25 protein-coding genes and 1 pseudogene are annotated in these 22,399 nt (G+C 60.1%); 8 read left to right on the forward strand and 18 right to left on the reverse strand.

Annotation, left to right across the window (positions count from 1 at the left end; all coding sequences use genetic code 11):
• Positions 1-333: 333 nt before the first annotated feature.
• Complete coding sequence (locus FIU90_RS09900; protein ID WP_152434596.1) at positions 334-720, reverse strand: hypothetical protein; 387 nt, start codon at positions 718-720, stop codon at positions 334-336.
• 63 nt (positions 721-783) lie between these two features.
• Positions 784-1,968, reverse strand: a complete 1,185-nt coding sequence (locus FIU90_RS09905; protein ID WP_152435795.1) for a VWA domain-containing protein — start codon at positions 1,966-1,968, stop codon at positions 784-786.
• Positions 1,969-2,101: 133 nt separating this feature from the next.
• On the opposite strand from FIU90_RS09905, the gene FIU90_RS09910 reads away from it, so the two are divergent.
• Positions 2,102-3,502 carry a methyl-accepting chemotaxis protein gene (locus tag FIU90_RS09910; RefSeq protein ID WP_152434597.1) on the forward strand — a complete coding sequence of 467 codons (1,401 nt, stop codon included), beginning with the start codon at positions 2,102-2,104 and terminating at the stop codon, positions 3,500-3,502.
• Positions 3,503-3,729: 227 nt separating this feature from the next.
• On the opposite strand, the gene FIU90_RS09915 is transcribed toward FIU90_RS09910, so the two are convergent.
• From FIU90_RS09915 to FIU90_RS09935, 5 genes are all read right to left on the reverse strand, one after another.
• Positions 3,730-4,599 (reverse strand): MoxR family ATPase, encoded by an 870-nt coding sequence (locus tag FIU90_RS09915; protein WP_152434598.1) that lies wholly within the window; start codon positions 4,597-4,599, stop codon positions 3,730-3,732.
• A gap of 94 nt (positions 4,600-4,693) precedes the next feature.
• Positions 4,694-5,917 (reverse strand): serine hydrolase, encoded by a 1,224-nt coding sequence (locus tag FIU90_RS09920; RefSeq protein ID WP_172970237.1) that lies wholly within the window; start codon positions 5,915-5,917, stop codon positions 4,694-4,696.
• Between the two features lie 202 nt (positions 5,918-6,119).
• Positions 6,120-6,497: a hypothetical protein gene (locus tag FIU90_RS09925; protein WP_152434600.1), complete on the reverse strand. Its 378-nt coding sequence runs from the start codon at positions 6,495-6,497 to the stop codon at positions 6,120-6,122.
• Entirely contained in the window at positions 6,490-8,481 is a 1,992-nt protein-coding gene (gene parE, locus FIU90_RS09930) for a DNA topoisomerase IV subunit B (RefSeq protein WP_152434601.1), read from the reverse strand. The genes FIU90_RS09925 and parE overlap by 8 nt, the downstream gene beginning before the upstream one ends.
• A 63-nt stretch (positions 8,482-8,544) precedes the next feature.
• On the reverse strand, positions 8,545-9,729 hold the full coding sequence (locus FIU90_RS09935; protein WP_152434602.1) for a penicillin-binding protein activator: 1,185 nt from the start codon (positions 9,727-9,729) through the stop codon (positions 8,545-8,547).
• Positions 9,730-9,768: 39 nt separating this feature from the next.
• Here FIU90_RS09935 and rsmI point away from each other — a divergent pair, with 39 nt between their 5' ends.
• The 4 genes from rsmI to FIU90_RS09955 all read left to right on the forward strand — a co-directional run bounded on the left by rsmI (position 9,769) and on the right by FIU90_RS09955 (position 12,765).
• Positions 9,769-10,626, forward strand: coding sequence for a 16S rRNA (cytidine(1402)-2'-O)-methyltransferase (rsmI, locus tag FIU90_RS09940; RefSeq protein WP_152434603.1), 858 nt, complete (start codon positions 9,769-9,771; stop codon positions 10,624-10,626).
• Positions 10,623-10,979, forward strand: coding sequence for a YraN family protein (locus FIU90_RS09945; RefSeq protein ID WP_152434604.1), 357 nt, complete (start codon positions 10,623-10,625; stop codon positions 10,977-10,979). The genes rsmI and FIU90_RS09945 overlap by 4 nt, the downstream gene beginning before the upstream one ends.
• A gap of 12 nt (positions 10,980-10,991) precedes the next feature.
• Complete coding sequence (gene gshB / locus FIU90_RS09950; protein ID WP_152434605.1) at positions 10,992-11,948, forward strand: glutathione synthase; 957 nt, start codon at positions 10,992-10,994, stop codon at positions 11,946-11,948.
• Between the two features lie 109 nt (positions 11,949-12,057).
• Positions 12,058-12,765: an energy transducer TonB gene (locus FIU90_RS09955; RefSeq protein WP_172970238.1), complete on the forward strand. Its 708-nt coding sequence runs from the start codon at positions 12,058-12,060 to the stop codon at positions 12,763-12,765.
• 16 nt (positions 12,766-12,781) lie between these two features.
• On the opposite strand, the gene FIU90_RS09960 is transcribed toward FIU90_RS09955, so the two are convergent.
• From FIU90_RS09960 to FIU90_RS09970, 3 genes are all read right to left on the reverse strand, one after another.
• Positions 12,782-13,690 (reverse strand): tyrosine recombinase XerC, encoded by a 909-nt coding sequence (locus FIU90_RS09960; protein WP_152434607.1) that lies wholly within the window; start codon positions 13,688-13,690, stop codon positions 12,782-12,784.
• The gene (gene hemW, locus FIU90_RS09965) at positions 13,687-14,838 is read right to left on the reverse strand and encodes a radical SAM family heme chaperone HemW (RefSeq protein ID WP_172970239.1); all 1,152 of its coding nucleotides are present in this window, start codon (positions 14,836-14,838) and stop codon (positions 13,687-13,689) included. Before hemW ends, FIU90_RS09960 begins: the two co-directional genes overlap by 4 nt.
• Before the next feature lie 119 nt (positions 14,839-14,957).
• Positions 14,958-15,242 (reverse strand): hypothetical protein, encoded by a 285-nt coding sequence (locus FIU90_RS09970; protein ID WP_152434609.1) that lies wholly within the window; start codon positions 15,240-15,242, stop codon positions 14,958-14,960.
• A gap of 10 nt (positions 15,243-15,252) precedes the next feature.
• Between FIU90_RS09970 and FIU90_RS09975 the strand changes: the two genes are divergently transcribed.
• Entirely contained in the window at positions 15,253-15,672 is a 420-nt protein-coding gene (locus FIU90_RS09975; protein WP_172970240.1) for a CAP domain-containing protein, read from the forward strand.
• On the opposite strand, the gene rdgB is transcribed toward FIU90_RS09975, so the two are convergent.
• The 4 genes and pseudogenes from rdgB to rph all read right to left on the reverse strand — a co-directional run bounded on the left by rdgB (position 15,673) and on the right by rph (position 17,524).
• Positions 15,673-16,299 carry an RdgB/HAM1 family non-canonical purine NTP pyrophosphatase gene (gene rdgB / locus FIU90_RS09980; protein ID WP_152434611.1) on the reverse strand — a complete coding sequence of 209 codons (627 nt, stop codon included), beginning with the start codon at positions 16,297-16,299 and terminating at the stop codon, positions 15,673-15,675.
• A pseudogene (locus FIU90_RS15865) lies at positions 16,296-16,457 on the reverse strand (YcxB family protein); the annotation flags it as partial. The gene rdgB and the pseudogene FIU90_RS15865, both read right to left, overlap by 4 nt.
• A gap of 15 nt (positions 16,458-16,472) precedes the next feature.
• Positions 16,473-16,811: a hypothetical protein gene (locus tag FIU90_RS09990; protein ID WP_152434613.1), complete on the reverse strand. Its 339-nt coding sequence runs from the start codon at positions 16,809-16,811 to the stop codon at positions 16,473-16,475.
• Positions 16,808-17,524 (reverse strand): ribonuclease PH, encoded by a 717-nt coding sequence (rph, locus tag FIU90_RS09995; RefSeq protein ID WP_152434614.1) that lies wholly within the window; start codon positions 17,522-17,524, stop codon positions 16,808-16,810. Before rph ends, FIU90_RS09990 begins: the two co-directional genes overlap by 4 nt.
• A 107-nt stretch (positions 17,525-17,631) precedes the next feature.
• On the opposite strand from rph, the gene hrcA reads away from it, so the two are divergent.
• On the forward strand, positions 17,632-18,675 hold the full coding sequence (gene hrcA, locus FIU90_RS10000; protein ID WP_152434615.1) for a heat-inducible transcriptional repressor HrcA: 1,044 nt from the start codon (positions 17,632-17,634) through the stop codon (positions 18,673-18,675).
• Positions 18,676-18,692: 17 nt separating this feature from the next.
• Positions 18,693-19,289 (forward strand): nucleotide exchange factor GrpE, encoded by a 597-nt coding sequence (gene grpE / locus FIU90_RS10005; RefSeq protein WP_152434616.1) that lies wholly within the window; start codon positions 18,693-18,695, stop codon positions 19,287-19,289.
• A 57-nt stretch (positions 19,290-19,346) separates the two neighbouring features.
• Here grpE and FIU90_RS10010 read toward each other — a convergent pair whose 3' ends face one another.
• The 4 genes from FIU90_RS10010 to FIU90_RS10025 form a co-directional block, all read right to left on the reverse strand.
• The gene (locus FIU90_RS10010; protein ID WP_152434617.1) at positions 19,347-20,507 is read right to left on the reverse strand and encodes an indoleamine 2,3-dioxygenase; all 1,161 of its coding nucleotides are present in this window, start codon (positions 20,505-20,507) and stop codon (positions 19,347-19,349) included.
• A 63-nt stretch (positions 20,508-20,570) separates the two neighbouring features.
• Positions 20,571-21,254, reverse strand: coding sequence for a crotonase/enoyl-CoA hydratase family protein (locus FIU90_RS10015; protein ID WP_152434618.1), 684 nt, complete (start codon positions 21,252-21,254; stop codon positions 20,571-20,573).
• Positions 21,255-21,388: 134 nt separating this feature from the next.
• Positions 21,389-21,883, reverse strand: a complete 495-nt coding sequence (locus FIU90_RS10020; RefSeq protein ID WP_152434619.1) for a GNAT family N-acetyltransferase — start codon at positions 21,881-21,883, stop codon at positions 21,389-21,391.
• The gene (locus FIU90_RS10025) at positions 21,870-22,352 is read right to left on the reverse strand and encodes a vgr related protein (protein ID WP_152434620.1); all 483 of its coding nucleotides are present in this window, start codon (positions 22,350-22,352) and stop codon (positions 21,870-21,872) included. Before FIU90_RS10025 ends, FIU90_RS10020 begins: the two co-directional genes overlap by 14 nt.
• Positions 22,353-22,399 lie beyond the last annotated feature (47 nt).

The following is a 22,399-nucleotide window of genomic DNA, read 5'->3' on the forward strand; positions in this document are numbered from 1 at the left end:
CTCAACAAGTCGATGTCGCAGAAAAGGATGTGGAGTTACGGGGGTTCTCCGTCATCGGAGTAGCAGCCGAGATAAACCCATATATATATTGGCTCACTCGCCTCTTACCAAAGAATATCGTTGGTCGCCCGAACTACATCCCGATCTTGGCGCCCGCTTCTTCGTGCACGAGAAACTTCTCGTACGAAGAGCCATTGGATGAAGAGACAATCCTGATCGGAAGAGAATTGACCCTCGCGAACGGAGGGTCCGTTTTTGCGGCATCGAGCTATCGACAATCGGACGACCGCTGGGAAACATACAACAGCCGACTTGGCAGGCCTTAACTTTCGTTCACCGGCCGCTTTCAGCAGAGATCATCCGGATCGGGCCTTCGGGCGGCTCCGGGATCATTCGGATGTCGTTCGGGTTTCCCTTCATGACCAGAACGCCGCAACCTTCCTCGATCCGGTTGACGGCATAGAACAGCAACGGCCTGTCGGGCGAAGCGCGTTCATTTTTCAGTTCGGGCAGACCCATTTCCTCGCGAGCTTGGCGAATGCGGTCGGCACACCGTCCGAAATCGTTGGGCGTGGTCACTTCGCTCGGATCGCGAAGCAACTGGGCCAAGGCGGGGGTCTCGGACGTTTCGGGTGTTGGCTCAACCTCGCTTACCTGAGGCGTTTCACCGCTTGCGCCGATCAGGGCGACGGCGCAAATCGGAAGCAGAACAACACGCATCCAACGTCTCCTCTCGAAGCCAGCTCATACCTGTTTTTGCGCCTACTTTCCAGCGCGCCGGTATCAATGACCCTGCTTGCGGGAGAGCTCACGCATCGCATCGTCGAGCCCGTCGAGCGTCAACGGATACATGCGGTTGTCTACCAGCTCCTTCAGCATCTTGGTCGATTGCGAGTAGTTCCACTGCTTTTCGGGCACGGGGTTGAGCCACACGGTCGCGGGATAGGTGTTGGTGACACGCTGCATCCACACCGCGCCGGCTTCCTCGTTCATGTGCTCGACACTGCCGCCCGGATGGGTGATCTCGTAAGGACTCATCGCCGCATCGCCGACGAAGATCACCTTGTAATCGTGGCCGTATTTGTGGAGCACGTCCCAGGTCTTGGTCCGCTCCTGCCAGCGGCGCTTGTTGTCCTTCCATACGCCTTCGTAAAGGCAGTTGTGGAAGTAGAAGAATTCGAGGTTCTTGAACTCGCTGGTCGCCGCGCTGAACAGCTCCTCGCACAGCTTGATGAAAGGATCCATCGAACCGCCGACATCGAGGAACAGCAGCAGCTTCACCGCATTGTGCCGCTCGGGGCGCATGTGAATATCGAGCCAGCCCTGTTTTGCCGTGCCTTCGATGGTGGCGTCGAGATCGAGCTCGTCCGCCGCGCCTTCGCGGGCAAATCTGCGCAGGCGGCGGAGCGCCATCTTGATGTTGCGGGTGCCGAGTTCCTTGGTGTTGTCGAGGTTCTTGAACTCGCGCTTTTCCCAGACCTTGATCGCGCGTTTGTGCTTGCTTTCGCCGCCGATCCGCACGCCCTCGGGATTGAAGCCGGAATTGCCAAATGGCGAAGTGCCGCCGGTGCCGATCCACTTGTTGCCGCCTTCGTGGCGCTTTTCCTGTTCCTCGAGCCGCTTTTTCAGCGTCTCCATGATCTCGTCCCAGTCGCCGAGCTTCTCGATCTCGGCCATTTCCTCTTCGGTGAGAAATTTTTCGGCGACGGATTTGAGCCAGTCTTCGGGGATGTCCACCGGGTTTTGGCCGTAGTCGGACATGATGCCCTTGAACACCTTGTGAAACACCTGGTCGAAACGGTCGAGCAGGCCTTCGTCTTTCACAAAGGTTGCGCGGCTCAGATAATAGAACGCTTCGGGCGTCTGCTCGATCACGTCCTTGTCGAGCGCCTCGAGCAGGGTGAGGTGCTCCTTGAAGCTCGCGCCAATGCCGGCCGCACGCAATTCGTCGGTAAAGTTGAAAAACATTATGCGGATGTAGCGGTGCTTCCACCGGCTTTCCAGTCCCTTCGCGTGCAAGGGCAGGCGCGGGCTTAATCCTTCGCTAACCATCGCTGACTACCCACGAGATCTACGGGAAAACCATCAGGGTCGCACAATAATGAAACCGATAACAATCGACACCGAAAACGCATCTGCCCTCCATCAAATTCCGGAGAGCTGCGGTGCAGTTACGGTGGGTTGTACGGACGTCGCCGGCGTAGTTGAGGCAGTCATCCAGTCTTCCGAAAAGCTGCGCGAAGAGCATGAAGCGCTGCGCGGGACTGTCGCAGCGCTCGAAGCCGATCAAGCGAAGGTCGCCGAGGCCAGTGACGAAGCGCGCCTCCTTTCGGAGCGCGCGATCGAGCGCTTGGGCGAAGGTACCTCTCTGATCCAGTCATCGCTTGGGCAGATTAATGGTTTGCTCGAACTGGTCGACGCGCTGGGCCAGCATGTAACCAGTTTCTCCGCCGCCATGGAACAGGTTCGTCGCAGCGCGCAGGATATCGACGATATTGCCGAGACGACCAATATCCTTGCGCTGAACGCGACTATCGAAGCGATGCGGGCAGGCGATGCGGGGCGCACCTTTGCGGTGGTCGCAAGCGAAGTGAAAAGCCTCGCCAATGATACCCGCAAGGCGACCGAGGAAATCTCGCAGACAGTGGAAGCATTGGGCATGGAAGCCAGCGAGGTCATCGGGCGTATCGAGCAGGGCTCGCAGGCGAGCAACGAAGCCAAGGCTTCGGTAGCGCGGATCGAGACGACCATCGCAAGTGTCGGCGAACTCGTTGAAGAGGTCGACAAACAGAACGATGTCATTGCCCGCTCCACCGGCACGATCAGTGGGCACGTCGATGCGGTGCAGGACGTGCTTGTAAGTTTCGACAAGGCAGCGCGAACCAACGAGGAGCAGCTGCAGGGCGCGCATTCGCGCATGGAGGAACTCGAGCTCACAGCGAGCGAAATGTTCGACCGGATCGTGCAGGCTGGTCTGGCTCCCGAAGACAGCGCGATGGTTGCACAGGCTCAGGAGCACGCCGCAGAGATCGTAGCTCACACCGAGGCGGCTCTCAAACGCGGCGATCTGACCGAAGCCGCACTGTTCGATTGCAACTATGTCGAAATCGAAGGCAGCAATCCGGTCCGATATCGTACTGGCGTTTCGGATTGGGCCCACAAGGAGTGGCGCCCGTTTCTCGACAAGAGCAAGGCTGGCGACAGCCGCGTGCTCGCGGCTGCATGCACCGACATGCGGGGCTTCCTCCCGACCCACCTTACCGATCGATCACGCGAGCCGACTGGCGATGTGACTCACGACACGCAGTATTGCCGTAACGGGCGCATGATCTTCGGCCCGATCGACCGCAAGGCCAAGCAATCAACCGCGCCCTACATGATGGCAGTGTACCGGCAAGAGGGCGACGGGCAGCACTATATCGTCGTGCGCAACGTCTACATTCCGCTGATCGTCAATGGTCGCCGCTGGGGCGATTTCGAGCTGGCCTACAGCTTCGATTGATCGGACTTTTCACCTACAATGGCGAGTAGCATTCCCGCGAGCGAAGATGCCAACAGTGTCCCGAGCAAGACCACGTAAAAACCTCCGACACGCGCATTGCGGCCGCTTTCTGGGCCAATATCGGTGCTTATTCCGAGTGCCATCAAGGCCACGCCGAAGGTGAAGGCCTAGCCTGCGACCAGCCAACGGCTCCCATTTTCCGCGGTTCTTAGCGCACCGACGCCGCTTCAGGTCGGGTTGCGCCGCGCCATAAAGGCGAGCCGTTCAAACAGCATCACATCCTGTTCATTCTTGAGCAACGCACCGTGAAGCGGCGGGATCGCGCTGTTGGGGTTTGAATCCTGCAGCACTTCGAGTGGCATATCTTCGTTCAGGAGCAGCTTCAGCCAGTCGAGCAATTCGCTGGTCGATGGCTTCTTCTTAAGACCCGGTACCTCGCGTAGCTCGTAGAAGATATCCATCGCCTTCTTGACGAGTTGCTTCTGGATGCCGGGGAAATGCACGTCGATGATTGCTTGCATCGTGTCCCGATCGGGAAACTTGATGTAGTGGAAGAAGCAGCGGCGCAGGAATGCGTCGGGCAGCTCTTTCTCGTTGTTCGAGGTGATGACGACGATCGGGCGCTCCTTCGCCTCGATCCGCTCCTGCGTTTCGTAAACATCGAAGCTCATTCGATCGAGCTCCTGGAGGAGATCGTTCGGAAACTCGATGTCGGCCTTGTCGATCTCGTCAATCAGCAGCACGGGAAGCTCGGGTGAAGTAAAAGCCTCCCACAGCTTGCCCTTCTTGATGTAATTGCGAATGTCGTGGACGCGCTCTTCACCGAGCTGTCCGTCGCGAAGCCGCGCAACAGCATCGTATTCGTACAGGCCCTGCTGCGCTTTAGTAGTAGACTTGACGTTCCACTCGATCAGAGGCGCATTGATGGCTTTGGAGATCTCGTGCGCAAGTACCGTTTTGCCGGTGCCGGGTTCACCCTTGACGAGCAAGGGGCGGCGCAGGGTGACTGCGGCGTTCACCGCGACCTTGAGGTCTTCGGTTGCGATGTAGTCGCTCGTTCCTTCGAAGCGTTGCTGTCCAGTGGGCTGATCGGTCATGGTGATCCTTGGATTGGTCCGGATTTAAAACTTAAATGCTGCGCCGCGATAGGGCGCGGCGGTGGCGCGCGCAAGGGGGCAGCAGCCTGTCGCTTTAGCGAGGCAGAGAAAGAATGCGTTGGGCGATCAGCTCAAACGCCGTCTGGTCAAGCGTAGCCTCTGGATTGTTCCAGCTGAGCGCGAGCAAATGGTCCTCGCCCGCAGCGTCGGTCAACAGCCAGGTAAGGTTGAGAACACCCGGCTCGGACCCTCCCTTGTAGCCGGCATAGGACCATTGGGCCTTTGTGTCTGAAGACATTGACGGATTGATTGCCATGATATCGAACACGCCCGGGTCGCAATTGGCCCGCATGAATTCGAACAACGCGGCAAGGTCAGAGGCATTGGCGAACCACTCAATGTCAATTGCGACCGGACCACCGGAAAATGCCTGCCTGATCTTTTCGACCGAAACCTCAGCCCTGCGGAGTTCTTTCAGTATTGCGGCCCGCGCGTCAGCATCTCCATTCGAATAGGCCGTGATCCAGGAGGGATCGCCGCTCTTCAAAAGAAACATCTCGCGGGTGGTGAGGAATGGCTCGTTGAGCCGAGGGTCGGAATGGCCAGTCGCCTCCAGCGTTTCAAACACGGTCTCGCGTCCGATCTCCGAGATCAGCTGGTCGGTTGCCGTGTTGTCGCTGATCGAAATCATCATGCTTGCCAGGGTTTGTAGCGTAACCGGCGCTCCTTCGGGCCAATCCTGCATCATACCACTGGGATAGCTCTTAACGGTCAGCGGGACGACATCGTCCCAGCTGCGCTTGCCCTCCTTGATCTCGGCGCCGAGAGCCGCAAGCACGTATAGTTTGAAGGTCGATCCGATGGCAAATTGTTCATCGGGATTGACGGAGATAGTCGGCGTGTTTCCGTCCAGCGGTCCAAAATAGGCGCTGACTTCGCCGGGCAGCGCTTCAAGGTCGGCGCTGATCTTCTCGACTGAATCGTCGATCGGATCGAATGTCTGGAAAAGGAGTTCGCTGATGCGATTGCCCTGTGAGGTGTCGATTGCAATCCCGCCCTTGGCGATGGCGCGTTCCATCCTCACTTCGAGTGCGGAGCGGACACCATCCGCCGGTTCGAGCTTCTCAATTGCCACGGCACGGCCGAATTGGCCGGTCAACTGGCCGGAGATTGCCTGTAGTTGAGCAGGCGGCACGGCGGCGAGGAATTCAGGGGTGAAAACATCTTCGAGCGGAGCATCGAGCTCGCCATTGATGAGGTCGACGACTTGCTGGCTGCGTTCGGCAATCGCAGACATCTCGCTCGTCTGCTTGTTCATATTTACATCCTGCGCGACTGTTGGGGTAACCAAACCAACACTCAAGGCGAGTGCGGCGAGCAAGGATACTAACCGGATTATCATAAATTCTCCCGTATTGTCATGTGGTTGGGAAGGCTCGCCGATAAAGCTGTTACTCCGGCTCGGTCATCCTCTTTTTAGTTTGCGGTGCCGAAGATCTCTTACGCCACCGAAGTTGTAACTATCCAAAGCCGGGATCGGTGACAGCGTAAATGAACAGAAGCTGAAACAGCAACATCGCGACCGTGGCGACCTTCCACCCTGAAGCTGCCGTCTTCATTCCGCGATCCCAGGTCCATTTCCAAAGCACGGCTGCAACAACCGACGACAACACGAATGAGGGCCAACGGTCGAACGAAAGGATCGCAAGCAAGACGCCCGAAATGAAGAGGTGCGGAAGAAAAGCACCGGTAAACCACACGATGGGTATCGGTCGATAGGCCGTGTCGGGCATTTCCCAATCGGGCAACGAGGCATCGGGTCGGGAAATGCGCCGGTCGCCGTAGACGATGTCCTCTTCACGGGGGTTGGGATAATGCGGCTTATCGTCCTCAGGCATCGATCATGTCGCGATCCATTTCGCCCGCGCGGTTCTGGATGAAGTTGAACCGATGTTCGGGATTGCGGCCCATCAGCTGGTCGACAAGTTCCTTCACCGCCGCGCGCTGCTCGAATTCGGGCGGCAGTGTGATGCGCACGAGCGAACGGGTTTCCGGATTCATCGTCGTCTCGCGCAGCTGCTGCGGGTTCATCTCGCCAAGACCCTTGAAGCGGCCAACCTCGACCTTTTTGCCCTTGAAGACAGTTTCTTCCAGCTCCTTGCGGTGCGCGTCGTCGCGGGCATAGCGGCTCTCCTTGCCCGCTGTCAGGCGGTAGAGCGGGGGCTGGGCGAGGAACAGGTGCCCGCGGCGGACCACCTCCGGCATTTCCTGAAAGAAGAAGGTCATCAGCAGCGTCGCGATATGCGCGCCGTCGACATCCGCATCGGTCATTATGATGATCCGGTCGTAGCGCAGGTTTTCCGGGTCGCAATCCTTGCGCGTCCCGCAACCCAGCGCGAGCGTCAGGTCGGCGATCTCGCTGTTGGCGCGGATCTTGTCAGCTGTGGCGGAGGCGACGTTCAGGATCTTGCCTCGGATCGGCAGGATCGCCTGCGTCTTGCGATCGCGCGCCTGCTTGGCGCTGCCGCCCGCGCTATCGCCCTCGACGATGAACAGCTCGGTATCGGCGTCGGTTTCGCCCGAACAATCGGTGAGCTTGCCGGGGAGGCGCAGCTTCTTCGCATTGGTGGCGGTCTTGCGCTTGACCTCGCGCTCCTGCTTGCGTTTGAGCCGTTCCTCCATCCGCTCCATGACTTCGCCGAGCAGCGCCTTGCCGCGTTCCATGTTGTCGGCAAGGAAATGGTCGAAATGGTCGCGCACCGCGTTCTCGACGAGGCGCGCGGCCTCGGGCGATGTCAGCCGGTCCTTGGTCTGCGACTGGAACTGGGGGTCGCGAATGAAAACGGAAAGCATCACTTCGCCGCCCGTCATTACGTCGTCGGCGGTGATGTCCTTGGCTTTCTTTGCTCCGACTAGCTCACCGAATGCGCGCAATCCTTTGGTCAGCGCAGCGCGCAGACCCTGTTCGTGGGTCCCGCCGTCGGGGGTTGGCACGGTGTTACAGTACCAACTCGTCGAACCGTCGGAGAATAGCGGCCAGGCCACCGCCCATTCGACACGCCCCTTCGACTTGCCATCATCATCCGCTGGGAAGTCCTGATTGCCCGTGAAGGGCTGGGCGGTGACGCATTCGCGCGCACCGATCTGTTCAGCAAGATGATCGGCAAGACCGCCTGGAAACTTGAACGTAGCCTCGGACGGCACATCCTCACTGGTGAGGCTTTCGGCGCATTTCCAGCGGATTTCGACGCCAGCGAAAAGGTAGGCTTTCGACCGCGCAAGCTTGAACAGGCGCGCTGGCTTGAACTTGCGGTCGCCAAAGATTTCCGGGTCCGGAGTGAAGGTAACGGTCGTGCCGCGACGGTTGGGCGCTGCGCCTACCTCTTCGAGCTTGCCGAGCGTCTCGCCCTTGGCAAACTCCTGCGCGTACAGTTTCTTGTCGCGGGCCACCTCGACCCGAGTGTGCGAAGACAGCGCGTTGACCACGCTGACGCCAACGCCGTGAAGACCGCCGCTGGTGGCGTAGGCCTTTCCGGAAAACTTACCGCCAGAGTGCAGGGTCGAAAGGATGACCTCGAGTGTGGACTTGCCAGGAAACTTGGGGTGTTCGTCGACCGGGATGCCGCGTCCATTGTCCGAGATACTCAGCCGGTTGCCTTCTTCCAGCCGCACCTCGATCCGGTTAGCATGGCCTGCGACGGCTTCATCCATCGAATTGTCGAGCACCTCGGCTGCGAGGTGGTGCAGCGCGCGGTCATCCGTTCCGCCAATATACATGCCGGGGCGGCGACGGACGGGTTCGAGCCCTTCGAGGACCTCGATTGAGGAGGAATCGTAGTCGCCGCTTGATGCGGGCGCGTTTTCAAAAAGGTCGTCGGACATGTCACCGATATGGACACACAGCGCCGCAGCCACAAGCGCATCTGTACCCGTTTTGCGCGGGTTTTAGCGGCCGAAACTGCTCGGCGCGGCATCGACGGCAACGACGTTGCCCGAACGGACCTCCCGGACCTCAAGCGCGCGTTCTACCACCCCGTTGCGGCCAAACCGGAACGCCCCGTCGACACCCAGGAAACCCCCGCGATCGAAGAGCTGGGATTTGGGGAAATTTGAACCAATCCGCCAATCGCGCGCAACGCGCAGCGTAAGAAGCACCGAATCGTATCCCAGCGTTGCAATACGATAGGGTTTGCTGCCGAAACGCGCTTCGTAACTATCGGCAAAGCGACGATAGCGATTGTCTGATACGGCTGAAAACAACGCGCCATTTACCGCGCTCGAACGCGTGAGAACGGATTCGCCGCTCCACAGTTCAGTGCCGAGGAGGCGCGTGCCTTCGGCACCCTGCCTCTTGAGCTCGCCCGCCGCCTGAACCGCAAGCCGCGCTCCATCGGCGATCAGCACGGTGTCATAGCCGCCTGCGGCCCGCAGTCTTTGAGCTGCGCTGACGATGGAGGTGTTCCCGCGAGCATAGCGCGCCGAGCCGACGAGGCTGCCGCCATAATCGCGTAGCGCGTTGGTGAGGGCATCGAACGCTTTCTGGCCATACTCTCCTTCTGGCACGAGCGCTGCGAAGTTGTTCGAGCCGCGACCTCGCGCGTACTGGACAGTCCTTCGTATGGATTGTTCGGGGATGTGGCCCATGACGAAAACATCCGCGCTCGCAACGCTTGCATCGTTCGAGAATGAAATCGCCGGGACGCGGGCGGGGCGTGCAGCGGCTTGCACGGCCGGAACGTTTGCAGCGAGCAACGGTCCGAGAATCAGCTTGTTTCCGTCCGCAATGGCTTGACGCGCCGCGGAACCGGCGCCTCGCGAGGTATCATAGGTGGTGATGCGCAGATTGTTGGCGTTTGTATCGAGCAGAGCCATTGTGGTCGCGTTGGCAAGCGATTGGCCGACTTCGGCGGTGTTGCCCGACATCGGCACCAGCAGAGCAACCCGGTGGCGGGTCGCATCGGTCGGAAGCGCAGTCGCGCTCGGTTCGGGGGTTGGTGCCGGGCCGGAATCGGTAATTACAGGCTGGGTTTTGGGAATGACCTGACAGCCACCAAGCAACGCGGCGGTAATGGCAACAGCCGCAAACCGCTTTGAAAAAACGCGCGAAACGCAATTGTGCAATGGCTTCATTCTTGCCGACCCCTGCTCGCTGCTCCATGGGTGCGATCAATGAGCACGCCCCAACCTGAATCAGCCCTTAGTGAACCTCTGGAGGCCGGGCTTTATATTGTCGCGACGCCGATTGGCAATCTTGGCGATATAACGGTGCGTGCGGTCGATGTGTTGCGCCGTTGCGAAGTGATTGCATGTGAAGACACAAGGGTGACTGGCAAGCTCCTGAAGCACCTCGGAATTCAGACCCGAATGCAGCGCTATGATGACCACGCGTCGGATCGTCAGAGGGCTGCGATTCTCGACAGGGCGCGCTCGGAGCCTGTGGCGCTGGTAAGCGATGCGGGGACGCCACTGATTTCGGATCCGGGATATCGGCTCGTTCGCGAGGCGCGTGGCGCAGGCATCGCCGTCACCAGCATTCCGGGACCGTGTGCTGCAATCGCCGGCCTTACCCTGGCGGGCCTGCCGAACGATCGCTTCCTGTTTGCGGGCTTCCTGCCCGTGAAGGAAAAGGCGCGCGGCGATATGCTGGCGGAACTTGGCGGGGCAGATGCGACCTTGATCTTTTACGAAACCGGCCCCCGCCTCGTTCGCAGTCTTCGGGCCATCGCGGGGGTCTGGCCGGATCGCGAGGTCGCGGTTGCGCGCGAGCTGACCAAGCTGCACGAGGAGTGCCGCACGGGCGAGGCCGAAGCACTGGCCCAGTGGTACGAAGCCAACCCGCCAAAGGGAGAAATCGTGCTGCTCGTCGGCCCTCCCGGCGATATCGCCTCCACGGAAGACCCCGACGACCTCCTGCGCGAAGCCTTGGATGAAATGGGCGCAAGCAAGGCGGCGGGCAAGGTGGCCAAGGCAACCGGACTCGACCGACAGGCGCTGTACGCCCGCGCCGTGGAGCTCAAATCACAGTGACCGCGAAGCGCGAGATCGCCGAGCGGCGCGGGCGCGAGGGCGAGGCTGAGGCCGCGCAATGGCTTGCGCAGCAGGGTTGGGTCATCCTGGGCGAGCGGGTGAAAACCCCGGTCGGTGAGATCGACCTGATCGCAAGGAAAGGCACGCTCACCGCCTTCATTGAAGTCAAATGGCGCAAGCGTATGGGCGATCTCGCTACGGCAATAGACGAGCGCCGTCTTATTCGCGTCGCGGCTGCGGCCGAAGTGGTCGCACATGAGTATGCGCAAGAAGGTGACGATCTGACAATCGACGTGATCCTGCTTGCACCGGGCAGCCGCCCGCGCCACATCACAAACGCATTCCAACCCTAGGGGGAAACCGGCATGAGCTTGCGCGTCGCGGTCCAGATGGACCCAATTGAGAACATCAACATCGCCGGGGATTCGTCATTTGCGTTGATGCTCGCAGCGCAGGAACGCGGGCACGAGGTCTACGAATATCACGTCGAAAGCCTGACGCTCGACGCCCATGATCGCCTGTTCGCCGAATGCTTCCCGGTGAAGGTCCGGCGCGTGGTCGGCGACCATTTCGAGAAGGGTGCGGCAAGACGGCTCGATCTCGGCAAGGATATCGATGTCGTGCTGATGCGCCAGGACCCGCCGTTCCACATGGGCTACATCACTGCGACGCACTTGCTCGAGCGGATTCAGAGCGAGACCTTGGTGGTCAACGATCCGGTGAATGTACGCAATGCCCCCGAAAAGGTCATGGTGCTTAATTACCGGAAGTTCATGCCGCCGACACTGGTTACCCGCTCGGTCGAAGAGGCGCGTCGCTTCATTGAAGAGCACGGCGCGATCGTGATGAAGCCGATCCACGGCAATGGCGGCAAAGCGATCTTTCGCATCCCGGCCGATGGCGATAATCTTTCGGCGCTGTTCGAGGTCTTCAACATGACCTGGCCCGAGCCGCATATGCTGCAACCCTTCCTCCCGGAAGTTGCCGAGGGTGACAAACGCATCGTGCTAGTTGATGGGGAAATTGCAGGCGCAATCAACCGCATACCGGGTAAAGGTGAGTTCCGTTCGAATCTCGCCATGGGCGGCAGCGCGGAGGCGACGGAACTAACGACACGCGAACGCGAAATTTGCGAGGCGATGGGCCCGGACCTGAAACGCCTCGGCCTTACGTTTGTCGGTATCGACGTGATCGGCGGAAAATACCTGACCGAGATCAATGTCACTTCTCCGACCGGTATCGTCGCGATCGACAAGTTCAACGGGACAGATACTGCGGGAATGATCTGGGACGCTATTGAAAGTCGTTGCGCGGCGATGTAGTTGATTTCGCATGCTAAAGCGCGTCCTCATTCCGCTCGCCGCAGCTTCCGGCATTGTCTCATTACCTGCAGCATCCGCTCGCGATTCAGCACCGCTAGAAGAGACCGCGGTGGCAGAGAAGCCGCCGGTAAACCTCACAAGTCTTGCGACGCTGAAATTCCGGCCCGACGAGGCACGCTATGACGACTGGAAGGGCATGTCCGCATCATGGGACCCCGAATTCCTGCTGACGGTCCGGCCGGACGGCACACCCAAAAGATGCGAGATCATTGCGGCGAATATCCCTGATGACCTTGGAACGCGGTTGTGCACCGATCTCCTCACCAACGCCAAGGTCGAGATTTGGGAAGGATATTCGCTCGGCGGGCGTGACGGTATCGTTGCCGTGAACAAGCAGCCGATGACGCAGTTGCAGGGCATTCCGATCGCAGGCGGCAAAACCGCATCGCCCTTCGCTTTTGCACTGAACGACCTCGGCTCGACCGAGTATCTGGACTTCGAACCCCTAAGTGCTGACGAGCTCCAGGGCGTGAGGGACGATCCGACCAAGCTGAAAGCGCCGCCCTACATCCCCGCATATCCGCGCGCTGCCTTGCGCGAAAAACTGGAAGGATCGAGCCGCATGCTCCTGTCGGTGGGAATGGATGGATCGGTGCAATCGTGCCGGATATTCGAGACCTCGGGCACGATCCTGCTCGACGCGGCCGCCTGCAAATACGCTTTGAAGGTTCTCGAGTTCGAACCGATGGAAGGTGTCGATCCGGCAGACGCGCCTTTTCACCACGCGATTCCGATCACCTGGCGGCTTAAGAAGTAGGCGGCTTGACGGCCTGTCAGGGTGTCTTCTTTGACCTCGCCCTTGGGTGGGCGCTGCGATAGTTTTCCAACAGGCTCGCAGCGTCGACCTTGGTATAAATCTGGGTCGAGCCGAGAGACGCGTGACCCAACAGTTCTTGCAGGCTCCGGAGGTCTGCACCTGCCCCCAGCAAGTGCGTTGCAAAGCTATGTCTGAGGGCGTGAGGTGTGGCGGTATCGGGGAGGCCCAGTGCGCGGCGGGCTTTCGCCATCGCTTTTTGCACCATGCCTTGCGACAGAGCGCCGCCTTTGGCCCCCCGGAACAGCGGTTCCTTGGCCGACAGGGGGTAGGGGCAGGCGTCCACGTAGGACGCCACCGCCTGGCGCGTGATCGGCAGAACGGGGACGAGGCGTTGTTTGCCCCCTTTGCCGGTCACCTGCAGCGTTTCACCGAGCGGTATGTCGCGACCTTGCAGTGAGAGCGCTTCGGCGATGCGAAGGCCGGAGCCGTACATTAGGAGCAGAACCGCGCGATCGCGTGCGCCGATCCAGTCTTCATTTGCGGTTCCATCGATAAGGTCGGCTATGTTGACCGCTTCATCCGGGGTGACCGGGCGGGGCAACCCTTTCTTCAGCCGGGGGCCACAAACTCGTGGTGCGGCAGGGTCGGGATCGCCCGCTTCTCTTCGGGCGAATGCAATGAAGGCCTTTAGCGCCGAGAGCTCGCGTGCGGCGCTGGTATTGGCGAGACCCTCCGCGCGCCGCGATGCGAGATGGGCGCGCAGATCGTGCGCCTCGAGCGTTGCAATGTCCTGGAAGCTGGAAAGGTCGCGGTCCTCGATGATGCGCTGCGCGGCCGCACAATAGGCGCGAACCGTATGAGGACTGCGCCTGCGACTGTCGGCAAGGTGAGCGCGCCACGCTTCGAGTATGTCAGCGCGGCTCATGCCTGCACGATCTCATCATCGACGAGAGCCTCAATGAGTGCGTTGAGCACAGCACGCCCCTTCGGCTCGACACCGAGGCGGTCCGCATCGCTCCACACGAAACCGAGATCGGTATAGGTCGACACGGCCCCTTTGTTCAGCATCGACCAGCGTGACAGACCGAACCGCCGTTCCAAATCAGTGAGATCGACGCCCTCGACCAGACGAAGGCCCATCAGCAGTGCCTCACTCGCTTGTTCAGGCATGCCAAGCATACGCTGTTCGGCAATACCGTGCCCGCGCTCCTCGACAGCCTTGAGGAAGTTTTCCGGCTTCTTGTGCCGCGTGGTCGCGAAACCGCCCCGCCGCCCGTGTGCTCCGGGGCCTATCCCGACATAGTCCTGATACCGCCAATAGGTAAGGTTGTGGCGGCTTTCCTCTCCGGGTCGAGCGTGATTGCTGGTTTCGTAAGCCGACCTGCCCCAATTTTCTGTCAATTCTCGAGTGAGATCAAATAGCTCTGCGGCCGGCTCGTCACCCAACGGCTCAAACACGCCGCGACGCACATCGGTGGCGAAGCGGGTGCCCGGCTCGATCGTCAATTGGTAGAGCGAGAGGTGCGAAGTGCCGAAGCCGAGCGCTCGCGAAAGCTGCTCACGCCAATCTTCGGGCGTTTGATCGGGCAAAGCGTAGATCAGGTCAAAGCTCACCCGCTGGAAATTCGTTTGAGCCACTTCGAGCGCCGCAACCGCTTCATCCGCGCCGTGCAGCCTGCCCAGCCAGCGCAGGGTCTTATCGTCCAGCGACTGGAGGCCGAGTGAAACGCGGTTGATCCCCGCACTTGCCAAATCGGAGAAATTGCGAGCTTCGACCGATGAGGGATTGGCTTCGAGCGTTATCTCGATGCCGGGATCGAAGCCCCAAAGCCTCTCCGCCTCCCGAAGCAGGCTTCCGACCAATTCAGGAGGCATCAGTGAAGGCGTCCCGCCGCCAAAGAAAATCGAGGTCAGCGTCTCTCCGTCGGCTGCCTCGGCTTCGGCCCGCATGTCGGCAAGCAAGGCGCTGCGCCAAATGTCCACGTCTACGCTTTCGCGAACATGCGAGTTGAAGTCGCAATAGGGGCACTTCTTCGCGCAGAAGGGCCAGTGAATGTAGAGAGCGCGTGCCACGGTTCGCATCCTATGGGATGTGGAAAGCAAAAAGCCAATCCGGCAGGTGGGCGCAAACGCTGAACCGCTCGGCTACCGGCGGTGTCAAAAGCGCGCCGGACGGTTTTGACTAAGGACGATTAAGCATGCTCGTTAAGCCGATCTAAATCACAAGAGGGTTGGTTCAAGCCCATGAAATCCGGTCGCGAATTGCTACGCTCCTCGAGCGCGCTTGTCATCACGTCCATTCTCATCCTGTCCGGCTGCGGCGGTGAGGGTTCGGCTGCGCCTGGCGGCAGCACGGGGGTGGTATCGCCATCGCCCAGCCCGTCGCCATCGCCATCGCCGAGCCCGTCGCCCAGTCCTTCACCCAGTCCGTCGCCATCGCCCTCGCCGAGCACCGGCTCGACCCGGCAGGATGACATGTTGGCGGTAATGCTGCGCGATCATAACGAGGCCAGGCGCGAAGTCGGAACTGCGAACCTTGTCCTCGATGCAGATTTGAGCCGCCAGGCTCTGGAGTATGCCGAAGAACTGGCGCGAACAGGCAATTTCCGACACAGCCCAGGAAGCTCACGGCAAGGCCAGGGTGAAAACCTGTGGGTAGGCACGGCAAACGCTTTCAGTTACGAAGATATGGCCGCAGGCTGGATCAACGAAAAGCAGTATTACACGCACGCCGCCTTCCCCTATGTCAGCAATACGGGGAATTGGCAGGATGTCGGGCATTATACCCAGATCATCTGGCGTGACACGAAACGCCTGGGATGCGGAATTGCGACGGGCAGGGGGCGAGATTGGCTGGTGTGCCGCTACTCCCCGCAGGGCAACATCGTGGGCCAATATGCCTACTGATCAGGTACCGAACTGATCCTTCACCAGCTTGGCGAAAGCATGGGCACGGTGGCTGATGGCATGCTTTTCAGAAGGGTCGATTTCCGCAAAGGTTTCTTTGCGGCCTTCCGGTATGAAGACAGGGTCGTAGCCGAAACCCATTTCCCCGCGCGGCGGCCATGTGAGCGAGCCGGGGCACTTTCCCTCGTAAACTGCTTGCTGGCCATCGGGCCATGCGATCGCGAGGACGCAGTGGAAGGCGGCACAGCGATCGGTCTGCGGTCCCAGTTGCTGGAGCATGCCTTCGACCTTGCCCATTGCCATGTACCAATCGCGGCCCGGCTCGCCTTCGAACCATTGCCGCTCCGCCCAGTCGGCGGTGTACACGCCGGGGCGCCCGCCCAGCGCGTCGACGGCAAGGCCGCTATCGTCTGCTAGCGCTGCCAAACCCGAAGCCTCCGCAGCTGAACGCGCCTTGATGAGCGCGTTTTCGACAAAGCTCGTGCCGGTTTCGGGTGGCTCGGGCAAGCCAAGCGAACCTGCCGAGATGCACTTCAATCCATATGGTTCGAGCAAAGCCGAAATCTCTTTCAGCTTGCCCGAGTTATGCGTCGCGATGACCAGGGTTCCGCCGCCCAGTTTCCTCACTTCCGCAGTCTCCCCTTCCTCTCGAGCCCGTTCGCTATGAGATGAGCCTTGATCTCGTTTAATGCGGCGGGCGGCAACTGATCTTTGGGAAAGATATGGCCGAGATGGCGGTTGGTGAAAACCGCCAGCACAGTTTCGTTCTCATCCCACTTTACGAAATCCGCCCACTTTCGCTAGTATTCGCCCGACGGCGTTCTTGCCGTGTAGCCGGCGTCGTCAAATTCGAACGTCACCGGCTCTCTCATCGCCCGATCTTCCCGGTAGATGACCCGCGCTTTGCGGGGCAGCAGTAACAACCGACCCATCATCAGCGATGTCGCAAGAGCGAGGGCGCCTGCAAACAGTGCAACGAGGATCGACGATTCGCCATCCATTACCAATAGGCCAAGCGTTATCGCTGCATAGGCGAGCAAACCCAGAACCCAGATGCGAAATGCCCGTGCGCTTGCCAGACGCATGAATGACAGGAGGTGGGGTTCGCCGATCCGGTATTCGATAGGCTCCAAACTCACCTCTTAGCGGCATCCATCTGCGCGTCGAAGATCCGGTCGCAACCGATTCGAGCCAGTCTCAAGAGGCGAAGCAAGCCTTCTTCGTCATAGGTCGCCCCCTCGGCGGTGGCCTGGACCTCTGCGATCTGCCCTCCGTCGATCAAAACGAAATTGGCGTCCGCATCTGCGCTTGAATCCTCGTCGTAATCGAGATCGAGCACGGGAGTGCCGTTGAATATCCCGCAAGAAATCGCGGCAACCTGTCCGGTGATCGGATCTTCCTTGATCGCGCCTGTTTCCAACAGCTTGTCGACCGCCAGCCGCAGTGCGACCCATGCACCGGATATCGAGGCGGTGCGCGTGCCCCCATCGGCCTGGATTACATCGCAATCGAGTGTGATCTGGCGCTCACCGAGCTTTTCAAGATCGACCACGGCGCGAAGTGAGCGGCCGATCAGGCGCTGGATTTCCTGCGTTCGTCCTGACTGCTTGCCCCGCGCCGCTTCGCGTGAAGAGCGCGTGTGTGTCGAACGCGGAAGCATCGAGTATTCACCGGTGACCCAGCCTTCGCCCTTGCCGCGGAGCCATGGCGGGATCCGTTCTTCAACCGATGCCGTGCAGAGCACGCGGGTATCGCCAAAGCTGATGAGGCATGATCCTTCGGCATGCCTGGTAAAGCCTGTTTCGATTGTGATGGGGCGCATTTCGTCGGGCGCGCGTCCTGAAGGTCGCATTTGTACTCCTGCTCGATCTCTACGATTCGCTGTTGCCGCGCGGTGTGGCTGGGAACAGGCAGGCCTGCAAGGCTTGGCGAAAGAAGAAGTCACGCTAAATTGAGGCCATGAACTCGCCCCCAATCACCGAAATGACCGAGCGCGCGCGCGAAATTTTCCGCCGCGTGGTCGAAGGCTATCTGGACAGCGGGCAGCCGGTCGGCTCGAAAACCCTTGCCGCCGATGGCGCTTTGAACCTCTCCTCCGCCTCCATACGTTCGGTGTTGGCCGATCTTGAGAAGCTCGGCCTGCTCGCGGCGCCGCATACCAGCGCCGGCCGCATGCCGACCGATGCAGGCCTTCGCATCTTCGTGGATGGAATGATGCGGATGGCCGAGCCGACCGAAGAAGAGCGCAAGCAGATCGAGGCAAGGCTGTCGGAAAGCGGGCCGGTCGAGCAGGCGCTTCAGCAGGCCAGCGCGCTCCTGTCAGACCTGTCAGGCGCGGCGGGGATGGTGATGGTTCCGACCCGAGAACAGCGCCTAGCGCAGTTCAGTCTAGTCGATCTGGGGCAGGGCAGGGCGCTCGCGGTTTTGGTAGGCGAGGATGGCGGGGTCGAAAACCGCGTCATCGAACTTGGCGGCGGGCTCAATCCTGCAGCCCTCGACCGCGCCAGCAATTACATTACCGCGCGGCTTTCGGGTCGGACGCTTGCCGAAGCGTCGCAAGCGATGCGCGCAGAGATCAAGGCAGGCAAGACCCAGCTCGACGATGCAAGCCGTGACCTTGTCGAGCAGGGACTCGCCGTCTGGAGCGAGGACGCGAATTCGCGGCCTGTCCTGATCGTTCGCGGCGCAGCGAACCTGCTCGACGAAGATGCGCTGAACGATCTCGACCGGGTGCGCTCGCTGCTTGATGATCTCGAGGACAAGCAATCGGTCGCACACCTGCTGGAAAGCGCACGGGAGGCAGATGCAACGCGCATTTTTATCGGAAGCGAAAACCGCTTGTTCGGGCTGTCGGGCTCGTCGGTGATCGCCTCGCCCTATCGCGACCGGGAGGGCAGGGTTGTGGGTGTCCTGGGCGTGATCGGCCCTACGCGGTTGAATTACGCGCGAGTCGTCCCCATGATCGATCTGACCGCCCGATCGCTGGGCAAGCTTATAGCTTGAATGGAAAATCACGAGACATGATCGACAACGATAAGCCGCAAAACGATGCGGCAAACGAAGACGTAAAGGCAGAACTGAAAGGCGTGCCGGAGGAGTTCCTCACGGGTGAAGGCGAACTCGAAAAGCCGGACGGAGGTGACGTGTCCGAAGCGCTCGAGGCGCTGAAGCGCGATCTTGAGGAAGCAAAGCAGGAAACGCTCTACGCCAAGGCCGAAACGCAGAACGTGCGCCGCCGCGCCGAAAAGGATGCGCAGGATGCGCGCAACTATGCTGCAACCGGCTTTGCGCGGGATATTCTTTCTGTTTGGGACAATCTTTCACGCGCGGTCGGAGCCATCCCCGACAGCCTGCGCGAAGACGAGAAGATGAAAGGCCTCGTGACGGGTATCGAGGCAACACAGCGCGAGCTTGAAAAAGTCTTCAAGCAGCACGGTATCGAGCGCATCGCATCGATGGGCATGCCGCTCGACCCGAACCAACACCAAGCCATGATGGAAGTCCCGACCGATGAAAAGGAACCGGGCACGATCGTGCAGGAGATGCAGTCGGGCTGGATGATCAAGGATCGCCTGCTGCGCCCGGCCATGGTTGGCGTGGCGAAAAAGCCCGATTGATCGCGGTACGAGAAAGGAAGGGGCCGGTTTCTCCATGGAAGCCCGGCCCGCCTCTTTTCAGACCAGCTGCGCGCGGTTTTCGTCGCGGTGCTTTTTCAGATACCGCATGAAAGGTGTGCCGCCTGTGCCCACGTCGGGATCATTGCCCCCGATAGAGCCAGCCTGCTTGTTGATGTAGCTCGCGGCGTATTCGAGGTGGCGCGTTCGGAAACGGGCGGACTGTTCGAGGCAAGCGTTGAACGCGTCCTTGAGCGACTGGCTGCCGCTTTTCTGCACAAAAGACCTGAGCTGCGACTTTGCGCCCAGATCCTCGATGAAGCGGCGATGTTCGACCGGACGATAGTGGTGAAGCTCGTCGAGGAAGGACTTGAGGGGATCATCCGAGTGGCCGACCTGAAACAGAGCATCCATGGCAGGCACGATGCTCGATTGCGACCCGGTCTGTCCACGAAAGGCCTGCGGCTTTCCGCCGAACTTCTCGACCCCTTCGTAGATTAGCCCACCATCCAGAGCCGGGTTGTTCGCCCAGCCATGGATGTAGGGACGGACGCGGTGGAAATAGATGTAAGGATCGCAACGCTCCGGCATCCGGGCAAAATGGCCGTAGATCCGCTCCCACGCTTCGTCCATTTCCTTGAGGAGTTGCTCGGCCGTGGCTGTGTCCTCGCCTAGTGAAATGGCTGCCAGCTTCGTCGCATTGTCGAGCAGGACACCCGCCTCGGCTTCGATCGCGACGTGGACTAGCACGAACCAGTTCTCGTCGTCTCCGCCGACGAAGTTCTGATACATGTAAATGTTGTCGAGAGAGATCGGAGCCGACTTGTCGATCCGCGCCCAGTTATCGAGCACATAGCCAGAATAGGGCAACAAAGGCGCTTGCCCCAATCGATCTGCAATAGCGACCATCGGGCGGGCAAGATTTGCGGGAAGCGATTTGGGTGGTTCCGGTTCGCCCCAGACATAGGCCTGCACAAGGAAGCTGTAATGCACCATTGCTGTGCGCACTTCCTCTTCAGGCGCGGCTTTAGCCCATTCCTCAAGTTTGGGGTCGGTCAGGCGCTCGAGCCAGTGACGCACTCGTCCCGATGTCAGCAGGCCCGAAAGATTACCTGCGGCGTCGAGAATGTCGTCAAAGCGCTCCGGCAGATTGATTGCGTCGATTTCGTAATGCGAAAGGTAGCCGCGCTGACGCGACATCCCGTAATCCGTGATCTCCATGTTGAATGCTCATCGCCAGTCGCGGGTTTGGCCGACTGGACGATGAGATCGTATCAATTGCAACTATGCCGCCCAAGCTCCCCCGAAATCGGGGAGAGGGCTTGCTTCAATGTCGGCGATCAACTGCTTGTTCATGGCGGATTTATTGGCGTTGAAGGCCCCCGCATTCAGGCCCTTCATGTGGACAAGTTCGGACTTGAGAGCCGACTCAACTTCATCGGGCGCCACGACCTTGTCGAAATAGCCCACTTTGCATGCGGCGTGCGGGGCAAACATTTCCGAAGTTGCAACGGCTTTCTTGCCGCGCGGGGTCAGCCGCTCTGCGCCCAGAATCATTGGATAGATCGGCAGCGCCATGCCTATGGCGCTCTCATTCATCCCGGTTACGAATTCGCCTTCGGTTCCGATCGCCTTGTCGGCTGCCAGCATCAGGAACGCGCCCATCGGATAGGCGTGGCCTTCGCAAACGGTGATTACCGGCGCGGGGTGGCGAAGGATCGCGAGGATTGCGTCCTTGCCCGCCTGGAGCTGCGCGGTTGCAACTTCGGGTCCAGCAGCAAACCCTTTGAGATCGAAACCGGCTGAGAAAATCCCCTTTCGTCCGCGGATTGCTACGGGTGCCTGATCGTTCGCGCACTCTGCCAGCGCAGCGACGAGGGCATCGAGCTTTTCCTTGTTGAGCGCGTTCACCTTGCCATCATCCATCGTCAGGATGTGCGCGCCGTCGCGGGTTTCGGTCGTGATCATTTTTGGCTCCCGTTTATCAGTCGGACACGAGCCTTATCGCGCGATCCGCCGCGTTCAATCGCATTTTTGAGCATGCCGCTACGGCGCGCTACGGCACGGAGCGCGCTTTTTTGGGGGCCTGGAACCGCCCGGTGCTAAAGAGCCATCGTCATCTGCAAATTGCAGCGCAGGTATGGGGTCTCCCAGGCCTCTTCAGCGGAAAGTGCGACGAATCCTTTTTTTTCGTAGAGCGCTGTAGCTGCCTCCAGCTGGCTGTTGGTTTCGAGCCAGATGCGATTGGCGCCGCGCTGGCGGCCTTCTTCGATCAGGCGGTCGAGCACCGCGGCACCGATCCCCTGTCCCTGAGCGGAGGGTTCGGTGGCCATCTTGACGATTTCCATCCAGGAGTTTCCGTCCTCGGGAGCGTAGGCGGCGGGCAGAATGGCGCCGGTGCCAACGACCCAGCCCCTAGCATCTGCAACGGCGATATAGCCACCCGGCTCGAGGATAGTCTTCTGCGGGTATTCGAGTTGGCGGCGATCTTTTTCCTCCATCCCGAACATTTCCTCGATCCACGCGCGATTGAGCGACGCAAACGCTGCCGCATCGTGCGGAGTGAATTCACGGATGTGCCAATCAAGCTTTGCCAAGGGTCGCTCCCGGAAAGTCTACTAGCACATCATAGGCGGCCTTGTCCGACACCCCGGATACTTTCGCGCCGTGGCGCAGCCAGAATGCATGTTTCACAATTTCTGCCTGCTGTTCGATCCCGTAGGAATTGAAAGGCTGCCCCGGCTTGAGAGCATATTGATAGCGGCAGAAGGGATGCCGGTGGAGGATCAGATACCATTCGCCCCGTGCCTGGGTCTGCCAGACATGGGTAAGCTCGTGCATCAAGAGGCCCTGCCGCTGCAGGCCGACCTTCGAAAAGTCATCGCAATAGGCATGGCCCGATGGGTGAAAATGGATGTGCCCGTTCGGCGCCATCGTGATCCGCTTAGGCTGAAACGGAAACCACTTTCGGCGCCTCAACTTGACCGCGCCGTAATCGATGGCGTCGCCGAATATCGAACGGGCAAGCGTGACTTCGCCCGAGGTCAGATGACGCTCGCCGCCCACCGGACAGGCGGGCGGCGGCGACCGTGTTTGACCTGAAATCGTGCTTT

The sequence above is a fragment of the Erythrobacter sp. THAF29 genome, assembly GCF_009363635.1.
Lineage (GTDB): Bacteria > Pseudomonadota > Alphaproteobacteria > Sphingomonadales > Sphingomonadaceae > Erythrobacter.

Bases quoted from the DNA above. Each gene is read 5' to 3' on its own strand.
- FIU90_RS09900 (WP_152434596.1), bottom strand. From the start codon at position 720: ATGCGTGTTGTTCTGCTTCCGATTTGCGCCGTCGCCCTGATCGGCGCA.
- FIU90_RS09905 (WP_152435795.1), bottom strand. From the start codon at position 1,968: ATGTTTTTCAACTTTACCGACGAATTGCGTGCGGCCGGCATTGGCGCG.
- FIU90_RS09910 (WP_152434597.1), top strand. From the start codon at position 2,102: ATGAAACCGATAACAATCGACACCGAAAACGCATCTGCCCTCCATCAA.
- FIU90_RS09915 (WP_152434598.1), bottom strand. From the start codon at position 4,599: ATGACCGATCAGCCCACTGGACAGCAACGCTTCGAAGGAACGAGCGAC.
- FIU90_RS09920 (WP_172970237.1), bottom strand. From the start codon at position 5,917: ATGAACAAGCAGACGAGCGAGATGTCTGCGATTGCCGAACGCAGCCAG.
- FIU90_RS09925 (WP_152434600.1), bottom strand. From the start codon at position 6,497: ATGCCTGAGGACGATAAGCCGCATTATCCCAACCCCCGTGAAGAGGAC.
- parE (WP_152434601.1), bottom strand. From the start codon at position 8,481: ATGTCCGACGACCTTTTTGAAAACGCGCCCGCATCAAGCGGCGACTAC.
- FIU90_RS09935 (WP_152434602.1), bottom strand. From the start codon at position 9,729: ATGAAGCCATTGCACAATTGCGTTTCGCGCGTTTTTTCAAAGCGGTTT.
- rsmI (WP_152434603.1), top strand. From the start codon at position 9,769: ATGAGCACGCCCCAACCTGAATCAGCCCTTAGTGAACCTCTGGAGGCC.
- gshB (WP_152434605.1), top strand. From the start codon at position 10,992: ATGAGCTTGCGCGTCGCGGTCCAGATGGACCCAATTGAGAACATCAAC.
- FIU90_RS09960 (WP_152434607.1), bottom strand. From the start codon at position 13,690: ATGAGCCGCGCTGACATACTCGAAGCGTGGCGCGCTCACCTTGCCGAC.
- FIU90_RS09970 (WP_152434609.1), bottom strand. From the start codon at position 15,242: ATGTCATCCTGCCGGGTCGAGCCGGTGCTCGGCGAGGGCGATGGCGAC.
- FIU90_RS09975 (WP_172970240.1), top strand. From the start codon at position 15,253: ATGCTGCGCGATCATAACGAGGCCAGGCGCGAAGTCGGAACTGCGAAC.
- rph (WP_152434614.1), bottom strand. From the start codon at position 17,524: ATGCGACCTTCAGGACGCGCGCCCGACGAAATGCGCCCCATCACAATC.
- hrcA (WP_152434615.1), top strand. From the start codon at position 17,632: ATGAACTCGCCCCCAATCACCGAAATGACCGAGCGCGCGCGCGAAATT.
- grpE (WP_152434616.1), top strand. From the start codon at position 18,693: ATGATCGACAACGATAAGCCGCAAAACGATGCGGCAAACGAAGACGTA.
- FIU90_RS10010 (WP_152434617.1), bottom strand. From the start codon at position 20,507: ATGGAGATCACGGATTACGGGATGTCGCGTCAGCGCGGCTACCTTTCG.
- FIU90_RS10015 (WP_152434618.1), bottom strand. From the start codon at position 21,254: ATGATCACGACCGAAACCCGCGACGGCGCGCACATCCTGACGATGGAT.